Annotated in this window: 12 protein-coding genes; 6 read left to right on the top strand and 6 right to left on the bottom strand. The window is 42.9% G+C overall.

The annotated features are described in order from the left end of the window. The first annotated feature begins 16 nt into the window (after window positions 1-16). Window positions 17-1,267 carry a cyclic di-GMP phosphodiesterase gene (locus FLL45_RS02210; protein WP_142888151.1) on the top strand — a complete coding sequence of 417 codons (1,251 nt, stop codon included), beginning with the start codon at window positions 17-19 and terminating at the stop codon, window positions 1,265-1,267. A 122-nt stretch (window positions 1,268-1,389) separates the two neighbouring features. After that, window positions 1,390-2,217, top strand: coding sequence for a substrate-binding periplasmic protein (locus FLL45_RS02205; RefSeq protein ID WP_142888150.1), 828 nt, complete (start codon window positions 1,390-1,392; stop codon window positions 2,215-2,217). Between the two features lie 176 nt (window positions 2,218-2,393). On the opposite strand, the gene ppk2 is transcribed toward FLL45_RS02205, so the two are convergent. The 3 genes from ppk2 to acs (FLL45_RS02190) all read right to left on the bottom strand — a co-directional run bounded on the left by ppk2 (window position 2,394) and on the right by acs (FLL45_RS02190) (window position 6,066). After that, the gene (gene ppk2, locus FLL45_RS02200) at window positions 2,394-3,359 is read right to left on the bottom strand and encodes a polyphosphate kinase 2 (RefSeq protein ID WP_142888149.1); all 966 of its coding nucleotides are present in this window, start codon (window positions 3,357-3,359) and stop codon (window positions 2,394-2,396) included. 83 nt (window positions 3,360-3,442) lie between these two features. Further along, window positions 3,443-4,120: a response regulator transcription factor gene (locus FLL45_RS02195; RefSeq protein ID WP_142888148.1), complete on the bottom strand. Its 678-nt coding sequence runs from the start codon at window positions 4,118-4,120 to the stop codon at window positions 3,443-3,445. Next, window positions 4,117-6,066, bottom strand: a complete 1,950-nt coding sequence (acs, locus tag FLL45_RS02190; RefSeq protein ID WP_142888147.1) for an acetate--CoA ligase — start codon at window positions 6,064-6,066, stop codon at window positions 4,117-4,119. Before acs (FLL45_RS02190) ends, FLL45_RS02195 begins: the two co-directional genes overlap by 4 nt. A 220-nt stretch (window positions 6,067-6,286) precedes the next feature. On the opposite strand from acs (FLL45_RS02190), the gene FLL45_RS02185 reads away from it, so the two are divergent. The 3 genes from FLL45_RS02185 (at window position 6,287) to FLL45_RS02175 (ending at window position 10,424) form a co-directional block, all read left to right on the top strand. After that, window positions 6,287-7,573 (top strand): DcaP family trimeric outer membrane transporter, encoded by a 1,287-nt coding sequence (locus FLL45_RS02185; RefSeq protein ID WP_210247092.1) that lies wholly within the window; start codon window positions 6,287-6,289, stop codon window positions 7,571-7,573. Between the two features lie 266 nt (window positions 7,574-7,839). Further along, window positions 7,840-9,696 (top strand): putative nucleotidyltransferase substrate binding domain-containing protein, encoded by a 1,857-nt coding sequence (locus FLL45_RS02180; RefSeq protein ID WP_142888146.1) that lies wholly within the window; start codon window positions 7,840-7,842, stop codon window positions 9,694-9,696. A 2-nt stretch (window positions 9,697-9,698) separates the two neighbouring features. After that, window positions 9,699-10,424 (top strand): exonuclease domain-containing protein, encoded by a 726-nt coding sequence (locus FLL45_RS02175; protein ID WP_142888145.1) that lies wholly within the window; start codon window positions 9,699-9,701, stop codon window positions 10,422-10,424. A gap of 90 nt (window positions 10,425-10,514) precedes the next feature. Here the strand turns inward: FLL45_RS02175 and FLL45_RS02170 are convergent, their stop codons facing one another. Both FLL45_RS02170 and acs (FLL45_RS02165) read right to left on the bottom strand, forming a co-directional pair. Next, entirely contained in the window at window positions 10,515-11,480 is a 966-nt protein-coding gene (locus FLL45_RS02170) for an aspartyl/asparaginyl beta-hydroxylase domain-containing protein (protein ID WP_142888144.1), read from the bottom strand. Between the two features lie 202 nt (window positions 11,481-11,682). Next, window positions 11,683-13,626, bottom strand: a complete 1,944-nt coding sequence (gene acs / locus FLL45_RS02165; RefSeq protein WP_142888143.1) for an acetate--CoA ligase — start codon at window positions 13,624-13,626, stop codon at window positions 11,683-11,685. A gap of 221 nt (window positions 13,627-13,847) precedes the next feature. Here acs (FLL45_RS02165) and FLL45_RS02160 point away from each other — a divergent pair, with 221 nt between their 5' ends. Next, the gene (locus tag FLL45_RS02160; protein ID WP_142888142.1) at window positions 13,848-14,216 is read left to right on the top strand and encodes an Mth938-like domain-containing protein; all 369 of its coding nucleotides are present in this window, start codon (window positions 13,848-13,850) and stop codon (window positions 14,214-14,216) included. A 98-nt stretch (window positions 14,217-14,314) separates the two neighbouring features. Here the strand turns inward: FLL45_RS02160 and FLL45_RS02155 are convergent, their stop codons facing one another. Then, complete coding sequence (locus FLL45_RS02155; protein ID WP_142888141.1) at window positions 14,315-15,175, bottom strand: DsbC family protein; 861 nt, start codon at window positions 15,173-15,175, stop codon at window positions 14,315-14,317. Between the last annotated feature and the right edge of the window lie 102 nt (window positions 15,176-15,277).

Raw genomic sequence — 15,277 nt, 5'->3', positions numbered from 1 at the left:
AAAACTTGGGTAATCAATGCCAGACATTCGGAAATTGCCGCTAGAAGAGCTACAAATAGGCATGTTTGTCACAGAAATCGAGAGTCAAAAGACTGGCGTTAAACTAAAAGCTGGCGGTCGAGTAAGTCGACAAGAACTTATCGATAAAATGAAAGCACAAAAGGTTGCTTACGTTTACGTTGATTTTGACTTGCAAGAGAAAAATGATACCGAAAGCCCTACAGAGGCTGAAAAAGAAGTTGAATCAAAACAAGTCAACAATGACGCGCCTCAAACTGCGACTTCAAAAATCCCTAAAAAAGCAGACACTAAACCAACTTCTCTGGCCAAAGAACTCGATAACGCCGAATCATTATTTAGTGAGGCCAAAGTACTCCAAGAAAAAATATTCGACTCCGCGATTAATGAGGAAGCTATCGAGTTGGAGGCTGTTGAAGACACCACTAATGAGATCATGGGCTCGATTTTTCGCAACCAAGATGCACTCATGTTTATGACGCGCATGAAAGATCGCGATTCTTATTTGTTTGAGCATGCAATCAACACCTGCATTCTAATGACCACATTTGCCAGTTATTTAGAGTACGATGAAAGACTCATTCAAGAAATGGCAATCGGCGCATTTCTTCTTGATATTGGTAAAACGCTAATTCCTAAAACCGTTCTCAATAAGGAGGAAAAGTTAACCGATAAAGAAATACAATTGGTCCGGAAACACGTGGAATATAGCACCAAGATAGTCGAAAACATCGAAGGCGTCAGTCCGGTCTCTCTTGATGTTGTCAGTAGTCATCACGAGCGCTTGGATGGTTCCGGATATCCAAATGGACTCGCTGAAGATGACATTTCAACTTGGGGAAGAATGGCTGCTATTATCGACACTTACGATGCGATGACCACGAGCCGACGATATGCCGGCGCGAAAGAATCAATACAAGCCTTCCGCACCATGCTCGACGCGCCTCACTTGTACGACAATGAATTGGTACAACAATTTATTAAATGTATCGGGGTTTATCCGGTTGGTTCATTGGTTAAGTTAAAGTCTGGCAAGATTGGCATGGTCTATCGATATAACGAGTCGAATCCGCTGAAACCGACGATTATCATTTTTTATAGCCTCAGTCAGCGAACTCACACATCACCCAAAAAAGTCGATTTGACTAACTCTAACGAAGAAATCGAAATGAGTATCAAAGCGGAAGATATTAATCTGGGGATGAACCGTGGACTCCTAGAATCCCTTTTCATGCAAGTTGGGCGCTGAATTCAACGCTACGATAGCTTGAATCTATAGTCTCATCTCCGAGCACAATCCAATCGGGATTTACCATCGTAAACATCAATATATCTATCTATTGTCTAACAGCCAAATTAAGTGTAAGACCAATGAATACTGCAATACGAATAGTGACCTGTCTGTTTTTTCTTATCCTGAGCACAAGCGCGAGCTCAAGCGATGTCAATTCTCAAAATGCTAAGGTTATTACTATTGTGGATGGTGGCGATTTAATAGGCTACCCACCCTACTATTACTATCCAAAATCAACTTTAGGGACCAAAGAACAAGCGCCAAAAGGCTTCATCGTTGATAAAATTAGGACCGCTGCGGAAGACGCTGGCCTTGAGGTAAACTGGGTCTCTGTACCTTTTAAACGCGCGATAATGATGATGCAGAAAGGTGAGGTTGATGCCATGTTTCCGGTCATTCAAACACAAGACCGGAAGGCCTACATGTATTTTAAAGATCTGGAACTTGCCAAAGAGTGCAATCATTTAGTGACATTGAAGTCTAGAGGGCTCAAAGCAAACGCTACTTCCTATGAGATCCGCGAAGACGATGTGATCGGTATAACAGATGCCTACAGTTACGGAAAATATTTTGACGATTTGATCAACAGCGGTAAGGTTAAAACCATTAAAGTATCTGAAGACAGACAACTAACTCGGTTACTCCTATCAAAGAGAATTGACATGGCTATCGGCAATCAATTGACGATGAGCTGGCACTTAGAGCAATTTGGTGCTGTCAAGAACGTGGTTTTTTCAGAAAAAAGTTTGTCCTGCTCCCCACTCCACCTTGCTTTCTCGCGCCACAAAGCGGGTTTTAAAACAATCTCAAAAATCTTGGCTGATTCATTCAAAAAATTAGACACACACAAATCAAAAGTCTCAGGTGTAAGCTCTAAGCACTATCGATTGATTCATGATGAGTAAAGTTAAGAAATGGTGGGCTAACTCAAGCAACCGTGCCGAATTCTTGGCCTTTAGCCCGTTAGCCCGTTAGCCCGTTAGCCCGTTAGCCCAGTAGGTCTTGATACTTAGGTCTTGATACTTAGGTCTTGATACTTAGTACCGATTACTTTGCACTTACTACTCGCGCCATTGAATAATTAATGATCAGGATGCAAACATTTAGCGAGAATATGCTCATCGTTTTCGATAATGCTCGCTGCTTTACCAACAATTAATGGATCGGGAACTCGAATAACTTTTTTGTTTTTATCGGGATAATCTAAACTCCATAAAAAATGTTTCATGCAGTTAATTCTTGCCCGTTTCTTATCATCGGATTTAACCACAGTCCAGGGTGAGTCTGCAGTGTTGGTATAGAAAAACATTGCCTCTTTGGCCTCAGTGTAATCATCCCATTTATCCAGCGACTCAACATCAATTGGGCTTAACTTCCACTGCTTTAACGGTGAATGATGACGCTTCTCAAAACGTAACTTTTGTTCACCTTGGCTCACAGAAAACCAATATTTGAAAATCATTATACCGCTGCGTGTTAACATTCGTTCAAACTGTGGAACCTGGCGCATAAACTCAAGGTACTCGTTTGGCGAGCAAAAATTCATTACTCGCTCAACACCTGCCCGGTTATACCAACTTCTATCAAACAGTACCATTTCGCCGGCCGTTGGTAGATGCTTAACATAACGCTGAAAGTACCACTGCCCTTTTTCTTCTTCGGTGGGTTTTTCGAGAGCAACAACGCGCGCACCACGAGGGTTTAAATGCTCCATAAAACGTTTAATTGTCCCCCCCTTGCCCGCCGCATCACGTCCTTCGAAAAGAATAACGACGCGTTGTCCAGTATCTTTTACCCATTTTTGAACTTTTAATAATTCAACCTGGAGTTCTTGTTTATGCTTTTCATAGATTTTGCGGCTCATCTTTGACTTGTATGGGTAGTCATTCGATTGCATAATTTTTGCGATTGCTTCTTTATCATGTCGCATTTTTGCGAGGTGATGACGTAATTCACCGCCATGTAGCTCGCTCTCAACGGCAATTTCGTCAGGGTGAAATTCATTAGCGGTATTTTCGATAATGGGAGACTGTTTACTTTCTGCCATGTGCCCTCCTAAGTTATAGCCTTTTCATTATAAAACTTGGCGGGGTGAAGCAATAGAATAATCGGAGAATTGATTGATCAACATCAAGAAGCGGGAGAACCAAAATTCTCGTCGACTTTAATTTTGTTGGCAATTAGTATGACTTGGGTTCGATTGGTAACGCCTAGCTTACGCATGATTGCGGTAACATGCGCTTTAACGGTCGCTTCGGTAACATTTTGTTCGTAGGCAACCTGCTTGTTAAGTAAACCATCAGAGAGTAAGTTAAACACCTCTAATTGCTTTGGGGTCAGCTCAGCGACTTTCTTGACTAGCTCATCGAGTTCCTGATCTTCACTGAGTTCAATATTCGCTGCGTTATCAGGGAAACTTTCATCGCCCATCAACACGGATTCAATGGCTTGGATCATATGAGGTATCGATGCGGATTTAGGGACAAATCCCAATGCTCCATATTGGCGAGCTTTGGCAGCAATCGCGATGTCCTCGTTGGCGGAAATCATTACGACCGGTAGTTGAGAGTAGCGCTGAACAACATGCGATAGCCCGACAAATCCATTTGCCCCAGGCATGTGAAGGTCCATCAATAACAGATCGACATCACTATGATCGGCGAGGACTTGCTCAAGTTCAGTGATGCTTGCAGCTTCAAAAAACGCCGCACTTTCAATCTCAGATTTAAGCGCTTGGACGAGTGCATTTCGAAATAGAGGATGGTCGTCCGCTATAATTATTTTGTTAACCGAAATCTCATTTTTCATTCGTTTTTATTTTTTCTATTCTCGATTAAATCATCGACAACCGCAGGCTCAGCTAATGTAGAAATATCACCTAAATTTGCAAAGTCGTCTTCGGCAATTTTGCGTAAAATCCGACGCATTATTTTTCCTGAGCGAGTCTTGGGCAGCCCTGGAGCAAACTGAATAAAGTCTGGTGATGCAACAGGACCAATTTCTTTCCTAATCCACTGGACGAGCTCTTTTTCTAAAGCCTGCGAACCTTCTACACCGGCATTGAGTGTGACAAAAGTATATATCCCCTGACCTTTGATATCATGAGGGTAGCCTACCACAGCGGCTTCAGCAACCTCTTGATGTGCGACAAGTGCACTCTCAATTTCTGCGGTGCCCATTCGATGCCCTGAAATATTTAATACATCGTCTACCCGGCCCGTTATCCAATAATAACCATCCTCATCACGACGAGCACCATCACCTGTAAAATAACGGCCTTCGAAAGTACTAAAATAAGTATCAATAAACCGCTGATGATCGCCATAAACCGTACGCATTTGTCCGGGCCAGCTGTCGCTTATCACGAGGTTGCCTTCGGTTGCTCCTGGTAGTTCCATGCCATCGCCGTCGACTAATGCAGGTTTAATTCCAAAGAGTGGACGACTTGCTGAGCCAGGCTTTAATGGTGTCGCACCGGGCAACGGAGAAATTAAAATACCACCGGTTTCTGTTTGCCACCATGTATCGACTATCGGGCAGCGCTGTTCACCCACCACATCATAATACCATTGCCATGCCTCTGGGTTGATCGGTTCGCCAACACTGCCTAACAGCCTCAAAGATTGACGAGAAGTTGAATTGACATAACTGTCTCCTTCTCTCATCAGGGCCCGAATAGCCGTTGGGGCTGTATAGCAGATATTGACCTGATGTTTATCACATATTTGCCAAAATCGACTGCTATCAGGGTAGTTAGGTACCCCTTCAAACATCAGCGTGGTTGCACCATTCGCCAGTGGCCCATATACAATATAACTGTGCCCTGTTATCCAACCAACATCCGCCGTACACCAATAAATATCGCCGTCATGATAATCAAATACATACTGATGGGTGAGCGATGCATAAACTAAATATCCTCCACTGGTATGTAGTACGCCTTTCGGTTTTCCGGTAGAGCCAGAGGTATATAAGATAAATAGTGGATCCTCCGCGCCCATTTCTGTCGCGGGACAATCATCCTCGACTTGAGCAATGCATTCGTGATACCAATAATCGAGCGACTCATTCCAAACAACATCATCTCCAGTGTTTTTAATCACTAAAACCGATTGTAAGTATTCTTTTACGCCTTCTTTTTCTGCGGCCGCGTCGACATTATTTTTGAGTGGTATTTGCTTTCCTCCACGACGACTGTAATCCGCAGTGATGACCAGCTTACTTTCGCAGTCAATAATTCTTCCGGCCAATGCATCAGCACTAAATCCACCAAATACAACTGAATGTACTGCGCCAATTCTCGCACACGCTAACATCGCGAAAGCCGCTTCGGGAATCATTGGCATGTAAAGCGTTACACGATCGCCTTTTTCAACCCCCAGCGATTTTAAAACATTGGCAAATTTACAGACTTCAACGTGCAGTTCTCGATAAGTAATACTTTTCGATACACTTGGGTCATCACCCTCCCAAATAATCGCGACTTGATCGGCTCGCGTAGCTAAATGGCGATCGATACAGTTTTCGCTAACATTCAAGGTGCCATCTTCATACCATCGGATATGTAAATCATCTTTCTGATAACTAACATCCTTAATAGTTTTGAACGGTTTTATCCAGTCAATCCTTGCTGCTTGCTCAGCCCAGAAAGACTCGTTGTTATCAATCGACTGTTGATACATTTTCGAATATTGGGACTCATTTAAGAGCGCTGATTCAGCGATAGACTTTGGAACGGAATAAACTTTCGACATAACTTTACCTTCGGTGGCCGTTTAAAACTAACCTAGCTAGAGATGATGATGTAAGTCTAAAAAACTCCTAAATGTTTGACTAGAAGTAGCACCTTAGACTTTAGTCTAAGACCTTTTGCTGAATTATTAGACTAATGGCTAATAGCAAGAATTCAGACGCAGAGTGCACACTTGTATTGTCACAAATTACAGTCAAACACATCTTGGCGAGTGAGGGAAAATGTCAATTCAAAAAAAAAGTAAAATCAATCTCGATTCATTCAAAAAACAGGTTGTTACCGCTGCAATTAGCGGACTCATTGTAGTTTCACCTTTGTCTATCTCTGCGCAAGAATCACTCGAAGCGCGGATTTCTGCGATGGAGAAAGCGCTCAGCGCCCTGAAGTCAGAAGCTTCAAAGGAAAACAAGACTAAACAAACAAAAGCTTCAGAAAAGCATACATACGCTTTTGGCGGTTTCATCAAGGCGACAGCTTCTATCAGTGATTATAGTGATGGTGACCTAGCCTCTGGAAACGTCGGCCGAGATTTTTATATTCCGGGGCTTATCCCCGTTGGCGGTGCGAGTGAAGGTAATCATTTTGATTTTTCTGCCAAAGAGACTCGAATTAACTTCAAATCAAATCACGAACTGGCAAATGGCGATAAGTTAATGTCATTTATAGAAATGGATTTCTTGCTATCTCCTGGTGGGAACGAGCGCGTCAGCAACTCCTATAATCCACGCGTAAGGCATGCGTTTTTTAAATACAACAACTGGTTATTCGGTCAGACCTGGTCGACATTCCAAGACGTTGGCGCGCTACCCGAGTCAGTTGACTTCTTAGCTTCGCCCGATGGGATTATTTTCGAGAGACAGCCAATGGTTCGCTATACCAATGGACCTTGGCAAGTTGCACTCGAAAACTCTGAATCAACCGTCACTCCGTTTGGCGGAGGCTCTAGAATTGTCACTGACGACTCTGGGACACCCGATTTTGTCCTTAAATACACTCATAAAGCCGATTGGGGTCATCTCAGTGCAGCAGCATTAATACGCACGCTTGCTTATGAAAATGGCAGTATTGATGATACCGAATCATCTAATGGCTTGAGTATCACAGGTAAATTTAAAGTCGGCGACAAAAATGATATTCGACTCAATTTGGCAACCGGTTCTGGTATGGGCCGCTATGCGGGCCTTAATACGGCAAACGGCGCAGTACTAGACGTAAACGGCAATTTAAATGCGATCGACTCAAGTCTGTATGCAGTCGCATTTCGACATCATTGGAATTCACAATGGCGAACTAATATCATTATTTCAGGAATGACCATTGATAATGACACTGCCCTTACAGGTACTGGCGTTACTGAGTCAGTCAACAGTTATCAGATTAACTTTCTATACAGTCCAGTTGCAAAGTTAACCCTGGGATTTGGCATTCTCGATGCGACGAGAGAACTAGAAAGTGGCCAAGATGGCGATATGACACGTTATATCTTTAGCGCCAAATACGGATTTTAAAATGAGTACTCAGCGCAAGATTTGAGAAGCAATAGGTCCCAAGGCTTCTCTTTGAGGCTGGCGTAACCCAGCCTTTTTTTCTTTTGATTAAGATCATTTTAACAGGCGATGTTGCTGGGCGAAGTCGCTTTATCCAAGTAAACTGATAAGCAAAATCATTCGGGTAACTGATATTGCTGCCTGAACCTTGTTAATAAACCTTATCAACCGTTTTTATTCGAAGCCAACTAGTACGCTTGATAATTTAATATGATTGATAACTTAATATGGAAATTGAAACTCTCGAAATATTTCAGTATGTATCACAGTGTGAGCCAATCGCTAAACTTTCTGAGCAACAGCGAAAAGCGCTCATTAGTACTATTGAGATCCAGTATGCTAAACGAGGTACAAGCATATTAAATCCAGGTGATACCAATGAATATCTGTATTTAATTCGCTCGGGTGCGGTTGAGCGACAAGAACAAAATGGTCAAATTGTCGCGCAATTTTCAGAAACGGATTTTTTCGGGCAAGCATCGTTGCAGCGCAAGGGGGAAGTAAAGCGACAAGTTAAGGCACTAGAGGATACTTTACTCTATTTAATTCCGGCCAGCATATTTTTTGAGTTGTTTGAAACCGAACCTTACTTTAAATATTATTTCGATCGTTCGACAATCAAAAATACCACCGATAATTTCCAACTGAATGCCAAAGGCAGCCAGCTTAACTACACACCAGTTAAGTCATTATTACAGGACAATATTCAATACATCGATCATAAAACCACTGTTGGTAAATGCGCACAAATTATGCGACAAACGGGTTGTACTTCATTACTCATTACTAACAATGATGATGTCAAAGGTATTGTCACTGATCGAGCCTTTTGTACCAAAGTGGTTGCCGAGGGACTTTCACATGAAAGTCCAGTCGGCTTAATTATGAGCGAAGGCCTTTTAACCATAAACGCTGATTCCACCGCATCGGAAGCGTTAATGAAAATGGCTCGCTTTAATGTTCGACACTTACCAGTTTTGTCGAATAAAAAATATATCGGTGTTTTAACCGCGACCGATCTAATCCATCGGCAAAGTAATAATCCGATTTATTTAATCAATAAAATTTTTAATACCAATACGATTGAAGGACTAGTTAAAGCTTCCGATCAAATACCAGTGACACTCACTCAAATGGTTGAACAAGGATTGGATGCGAGTGATATAAGTTATACGATCAGTTCGATCGGACGTGCGATTAATCGGCAACTGTTAAAAATGGCCGAAGAACAACTTGGTGAGCCACCGGTTGAGTACGCTTGGGTGATCGCAGGATCTCTTGCGCGTAATGACCAAACCGCTAAAAGTGACCAAGACAATATGCTGTTACTTGCTGACGATTATGATGCCGACTTGCATGACGATTACTTTCAGTCACTCTGTCAATTCGTTTGTGATGGTCTCAATGCTTGCGGTTATGTATATTGCCCGGGTGACGTTATGGCGATTAATCCGAAGTGGCGACAGCCGCTGGATGTTTGGAAAACCTATTTCGACAGTTGGATTTTAAAGCCCGAACCAAAAGCACTAATGTACGCCAGCATATTTTTTGATCTCCGCTCGATTCATGGAACACAATCATTGTTGACCCAACTTCAAGAGTACGTTAATAAGCTGGTTAAAACTCAACCTATGTTCCTCAATTATATGGCTGCCAATGCATTACATCATACGCCACCGCTTGGCCTTTTTCGTTCGTTTGTTTTAGAAGACCATGGTAGCGAGAAAAAAGCACTCAACATGAAAAAGCGCGGCGTAGTCCCCATTACGGATCTGGCGAGAGTATACGCACTCGCTTGTGGATGCTATCCCATTAATACTATCGATCGACTGGAGGCAGCATGCGAATCAGGCGCACTGAGTCAACCCGGGCTACACGATCTAAAAGATGCTTTTGTCTTTTTAAGTAATATCAGAGTGCAACATCAAGCGAAGCAAATTAGCCAAGGTATCGATGCAGATAATTACCTGGCACCGGAAACGCTATCGTCGCTAGAAAAACGCCATCTCAAAGATACTTTTGAAACGGTGCGGACTTACCAAAGTGCGATGAGCACTCGCTATCAAACTGGACGGCTCAACTAATAATGAGTTGGTTTAACCATCACAACTGGTTTGGTTTATCCTCGCAAAGATTCAACTTTGATCGAGAGAAATGCTTGCTCGATCCGCGAGTCGTCGAAAGCTATTTAGCAGCGTCAAAAATCGGTCGTACGCAAAACTTAGTATCAACTAAAATCGTTGCAGTGGACTTTGAAACGACTGGCCTCGATAGTAAACATGACAAAATAATTAGTATGGGATTTTGTCCCATCGTCGACTTCAAGATTAAATTGGCCGACTGTTTTCATATTGTCGTGAAACCCGATCAATCTTTACAGAGCGATAATGTGACAATTCATGGACTAACCGATGACCAAGTCAATACTGGTGTTCCAGCAAAACGGGCTCTCGAACTTTTTTTAGAAAAAACCTATGGGGCGGTGATCCTCGCCCATTATCAAAAAATTGAACGATCATTTATTCAACAATTGGCAAAAAGGATTATTGGTTCCCCACTTCCCTTGCACTTTCTAGACACCTTAGAAATTGCGCATAAAATAAAGACTCGGAGAAACGAATTAATTACCGCCGGCTCGCTACGTTTATTCAATCTACGTAAGGAGTATGGATTACCAAATTATACGGCGCACAACGCCTTAGAAGATGCCCTCGCCACCGCCGAACTGCTATTTGCTTTATTGGCTGATCTCGGACTATCAAAAGAGTCCGCTAAGCTCGCCGACTTGAATCTCAAGTATTGTAAAGACTGATAAATCTCTGTCAGGAATCATTAGTAAGCGCGAAGTGCTGAGAGATAGACAAAGAAACGCTATCTCTCAAGCAAACAGCAAACTTTCTGGTTATGCAAATGCCGTGGTAATCAGATAGTAAGGCAGGTAAATCAATCCGATTAAAGCCGCAACCAAGAGACTATTAAAAACAAATTTAACGACTTTATATAACTTTCGATTCTTCTTTTTAAGCGCTTTTGAATAGGCAAAAAAGTTATTGAGCTTAATAAAAATCCGATTGCCGCCACCTTGTCTATCTTCTTCGGTATTAGGAACGACCATCCAACGCATAGAAAACTTGTAAAGTCCATTAAATAGCCGGCCGAGTATTCCCATTGGGCGTTCAACATCACACATTAAAATTAAGCGATCTTGATCAGAGTTATTCTCAGCAAAGTGGATAAACGTTTCATCAAACATAAACGCTTCTCCATCGCGCCAACTTTGCTTGTTTTGATCGACTTCGATAAAGCAGTCATCAGAATTCGGCGTGCTTAACCCAAGGTGATAACGATAAGAGCAAGCAAAAGGATCCAAGTGTCGAGTTAACTCGCCACCTGGCGGTAGCAACGAAAACATTGCCCCATTAATTGTTTTCAGATCCTTAAGAATTTCTACCGTTTTGGGACATAACCTTTTCGCTGAGTCATGAGTATATCCGTACCAACTAATATAGAACTTGCTCCAACCTCTTTTGTAAAAAGTTCTGAAACCAATGTCATAGTGAGCAGCAGCATCAGGGTCATGGGCAGTTTCGAAAACTTTATCGTCGCTCAGCGCTTTAGCCTCATCGCGAATCGTTTCCCAATTATCACGAATGACTTTTAAGTCATCATAAAAATCGCCTTTCAAGATGGGCTTTCTGCCCTCTGAACGAGTCTGGGTATACAAAAAACAGTTAAAAGGCGCAAAAATGGGCCAACCTTTTCGGATATATTCTCCAAAACTCGCATATCGCTCATTGCCGCGAAATTTATAGATGTAAATTATCGATACCATGTATGCGACAAATACTACTGCAAATAAAGTTACCATCGAATTACTCTAGTCTACTCAACCGCTCTCTACTTTCGCGATAATTCACTAAGGAGAGCTTAAAAACTGCGCCGATCATAAAGGTTATCGGATAAAACGCCAATATCTTTGACCAAAATACCGCCGTTTTGTGCGCAAAACCTGATCTAATCCCTATATTTGGCATTTTTGTCAGCGAATTTAATCCAACCACATTGATGGATTAACGATTCTTACGGTTGGCAATCAAATCATCAACCACCGCAGGCTCAGCTAAGGTCGAAGTGTCACCGAGGTTTTCAAAGTCATTTTCAGCGATTTTGCGCAAGATTCGTCGCATTATTTTCCCTGAACGTGTTTTAGGTAGACCCGGCGCCCATTGAATTAAGTCAGGCGACGCGATTGGACCAATTTCCTTTCTCACCCACTGAACTAACTCCTTTTCTAGCGCATCCGACGCTTCAACACCGACATTTAGGGTTACAAAAACATAAATACCTTGCCCTTTTATATCGTGAGGGTAGCCAACGACAGCGGCTTCAGCAACATCGTGATGGGCAACCAAGGCACTCTCAACCTCAGCAGTTCCCATGCGATGACCCGAAATATTTAACACATCATCAACACGACCAGTGATCCAATAGTAATCATCTTTATCGCGCCGTGCACCATCGCCGGTGGTATATACTCCATCAAACGCGCTGAAGTAAGTGTCAATAAATCGCTGATGATCGCCATAGACGGTTCTCATTTGCCCAGGCCAGCTATCTTTGATAATCAGATTGCCGTCAGCTTCTCCTTGCAATTCATTTCCGTCGCTGTCAACCAGGGCAAGTTGAATCCCAAATAACGGTCTCGTTGCAGAGCCGGGCTTCAGTGGCGTTGCGCCCGGTAATGGTGAAATCAATATTCCACCGGTCTCGGTTTGCCACCAAGTATCGACAATGGGGCAATGACTATCACCTACCACCTCATAGTACCAATGCCATGCTTCAGGATTTATTGGCTCGCCGACACTGCCCAACAAACTCAATGTTTCACGCGAAGTAGATTTAACCGGCTCGTCACCCTCTCTCATGAGCGCTCTAATTGCTGTCGGTGCGGTATAACAAGTTTGTACTTTGTGTTTATCACAGATCTGCCAAAAGCGGCTGTGGTCAGGGTAATTCGGAACCCCCTCGAACATTAAGGTAGTCGCACCGTTAGCAAGCGGCCCATAAACAATATAACTATGTCCTGTCACCCAGCCGACATCTGCGGTACACCAATAAATATCCCCAGGATGATAATCGAACACATATTGATGAGTCATTGATGCATAAACGATATAGCCACCACTGGTGTGCAAAACGCCTTTCGGTTTGCCCGTTGAGCCTGAGGTATAAAGGATAAATAAGGGATCTTCAGCGTCCATTTCTACAGCTGGACAGTCTGTGTCAACGGTTTCCAGTATTTCATGGTACCAGTAGTCTTGAGCATCATTCCAAGCGACCGAAGTATCGGAGTTTTTAATCACCAACACTGACTCAAGGTAGTCGCTTACCCCTTTTATCGCTGAAGCGGCATCGACATTTTGCTTTAAAGGAATTTGCTTACCACCACGATTGCTAAAGTCAGCCGTAATCACTAATTTACTTTTACAGTCAATGATTCTTCCCGCGAGCGCTTCAGCAGAAAATCCGCCGAATACCACCGAGTGAATTGCGCCGATTCTTGCGCACGCGAGCATTGCATAAGCGGCTTCAGGAATCATCGGCATATAGAGCGTGACTCGGTCTCCTTTTTGAATACCGCGGGCTTTTAAAACATTGGCAAATCGGCAGACATTGTCGAACAATGCTTGGTAGGAAATATGCTGAGAAACATTGGGATCATCACCTTCCCAAATGATCGCTGTATCATTCGCTTTTTCTGGGAGATGCCTATCGACGCAGTTCGCGCAAACATTTAAGGTACCGTCATAATACCAACGGATATGGAGGTCATCTTTTTGAAAGGAGACGTCTTTAATTTTGCTGTAAGGTTTTATCCAGTCAATACGCTTTCCTTGCTCAGCCCAAAATGCTTCGTTGTCCTCAACAGATCGCTTGTACATCTCAAAATATTGCGGCTCGGTAATATGCGCTTTTTCCGCCACCGCTGGCTTTACTGGATAGATGTCGGTCATGATAGTTTTCCTTTTTGGCCCTTTATTTATTGACTCACTCATTGTGAGAGATTAAACCACTTGGGTTTTGGCGTTTGCCGGTTATTAATAGATTTGTTCGCTTAACCAAGCAGCAACCATTTTATGATTCTTTTCATTCTACCTGATTGATTGTGGCTATTACTGATCGCTATCATTAAGCGGTATACTAGCTTACATCAAGTCCCAGTTACTTCAAGTATATGCTCATTCAAAAAGAAGTTAGTCACAATAAGGTCACCATAAAAGGCTATTCGCCCGGCGTTATATCCATGCAAAGCGAAGATTATCGCTCCCCTATCGTGCTTACATCAGAGACAATCAGTCGCTTCGAAAATGACATCGAATTCAATCAACTGTCGGCCGAAGTGCTGCTAAATCTGGTTGCAGAGGACACTGAAATATTAATCATCGGTAGCGGTGCCAAACACCAGCTTCTTCCCGTCGAAAAAGTAAAAGCCCTCAATGATAGGGGCTATGCGGTTGAATCAATGAGTACACGAAATGCCTGCCACACATTTCAAGTCTTAGTACACGAGTACCGAAAAGTCGTTGCCTTGTTATTTCCTTAAGCATTTATTTACAGCAGCTTGCTCAAATATTTCCCATAAAAAAACTCCGGCTAAGGCCGGAGTTTTCTCGGATATTATAAATTTGTTCGTCGACCAAACTAACTACCTGGAGTGACTTGTGCTGCTTTGACTTCAGCCTTTTGACTCAAGTGCTTCATTAGGTCGCCCATTGGCGGAAGACCAACAATGAGTTCACCATCATCAAGGACTAACGCTGGCGTACCTGATAAATTGAAATCTCTGGTCATTTTGTAATGCTTCGCAATTGGGTTGTTGCATGAAGCGTCGGCAAACTTGCGTCGTAACTTGGCATCATCCATAGCAGCCAGTTTGTCATCGCTACACCACACGGAGACCAGCTTTTTGTAAGCTGACGAACCAATACCAGCGCGTGGATAGGCCAAGTAACGAATAGTCACGCCATTGTCGTTGAATTCAGCCATTTGCTCATGCAATTTTCGGCAGTATCGACAATCGACATCAGTAAACACGGTAATCACATGTTTTTCATCTTTTGCTCTAAAAATAACCATGTCTTTTTCATCAATGCTGGCTAGTACTTGCTTACGCATGGGCGCTTGCTTTTGTTCGAGGGCCGCAACCGCGAGCTCGGTATGATTAATCGGTGCTTGTTCCGCGAGCTCGAGTAAATTCCCCGTAAATAGATATTGCCCATCTTCGGTGACATATAAAACTTGGCCCGAAAAGAACACTTGGTAAAAACCCTCTAAAGGACTTTTTTCGATATCGTTGATATCGATGCCTTGTAACTTCGATTCTAACCGTGATTTGAGCATGGCAAGTTTTGCAGCATCACTCGGATTATCAGGTGCCTTTTGGTAGGTCGCTGCGGGTGACTCATTTGCAGCGATCAATTGCTGCGATTGGTTACCTAGGATAGCAAACAGTGCGATAACACCTATCACTACAACCAGGCTTAAAATAGGTTTAGTTGACATAATGAATTGATTTTAAACTCTTTTTAATGGGTTAAATTGGTCCCGGCGTTGCCCCGTGCGGTGTCGCGCGAGTCATTCCGGAGCCAGCAAATTGTACGCAAT

It is taken from the genome of Aliikangiella marina (assembly GCF_007004765.1).
Taxonomy (GTDB): Bacteria; Pseudomonadota; Gammaproteobacteria; order Enterobacterales; family Kangiellaceae; genus Aliikangiella; species Aliikangiella marina.
The sequence above is the reverse complement of the archived record's forward strand: the minus strand, read 5'-3'. Positions and strand labels throughout refer to the sequence as shown.

Excerpts from the sequence above, each read along its gene's own strand:
- FLL45_RS02210 (WP_142888151.1), top strand. The coding sequence starts at position 17 with ATGCCAGACATTCGGAAATTGCCGCTAGAAGAGCTACAAATAGGCATG.
- FLL45_RS02205 (WP_142888150.1), top strand. The coding sequence starts at position 1,390 with ATGAATACTGCAATACGAATAGTGACCTGTCTGTTTTTTCTTATCCTG.
- ppk2 (WP_142888149.1), bottom strand. The coding sequence starts at position 3,359 with ATGGCAGAAAGTAAACAGTCTCCCATTATCGAAAATACCGCTAATGAA.
- FLL45_RS02195 (WP_142888148.1), bottom strand. The coding sequence starts at position 4,120 with ATGAAAAATGAGATTTCGGTTAACAAAATAATTATAGCGGACGACCAT.
- acs (WP_142888147.1), bottom strand. The coding sequence starts at position 6,066 with ATGTCGAAAGTTTATTCCGTTCCAAAGTCTATCGCTGAATCAGCGCTC.
- FLL45_RS02185 (WP_210247092.1), top strand. The coding sequence starts at position 6,287 with ATGTCAATTCAAAAAAAAAGTAAAATCAATCTCGATTCATTCAAAAAA.
- FLL45_RS02180 (WP_142888146.1), top strand. The coding sequence starts at position 7,840 with ATGGAAATTGAAACTCTCGAAATATTTCAGTATGTATCACAGTGTGAG.
- FLL45_RS02175 (WP_142888145.1), top strand. The coding sequence starts at position 9,699 with ATGAGTTGGTTTAACCATCACAACTGGTTTGGTTTATCCTCGCAAAGA.
- FLL45_RS02170 (WP_142888144.1), bottom strand. The coding sequence starts at position 11,480 with ATGGTAACTTTATTTGCAGTAGTATTTGTCGCATACATGGTATCGATA.
- acs (WP_142888143.1), bottom strand. The coding sequence starts at position 13,626 with ATGACCGACATCTATCCAGTAAAGCCAGCGGTGGCGGAAAAAGCGCAT.
- FLL45_RS02160 (WP_142888142.1), top strand. The coding sequence starts at position 13,848 with ATGCTCATTCAAAAAGAAGTTAGTCACAATAAGGTCACCATAAAAGGC.
- FLL45_RS02155 (WP_142888141.1), bottom strand. The coding sequence starts at position 15,175 with ATGTCAACTAAACCTATTTTAAGCCTGGTTGTAGTGATAGGTGTTATC.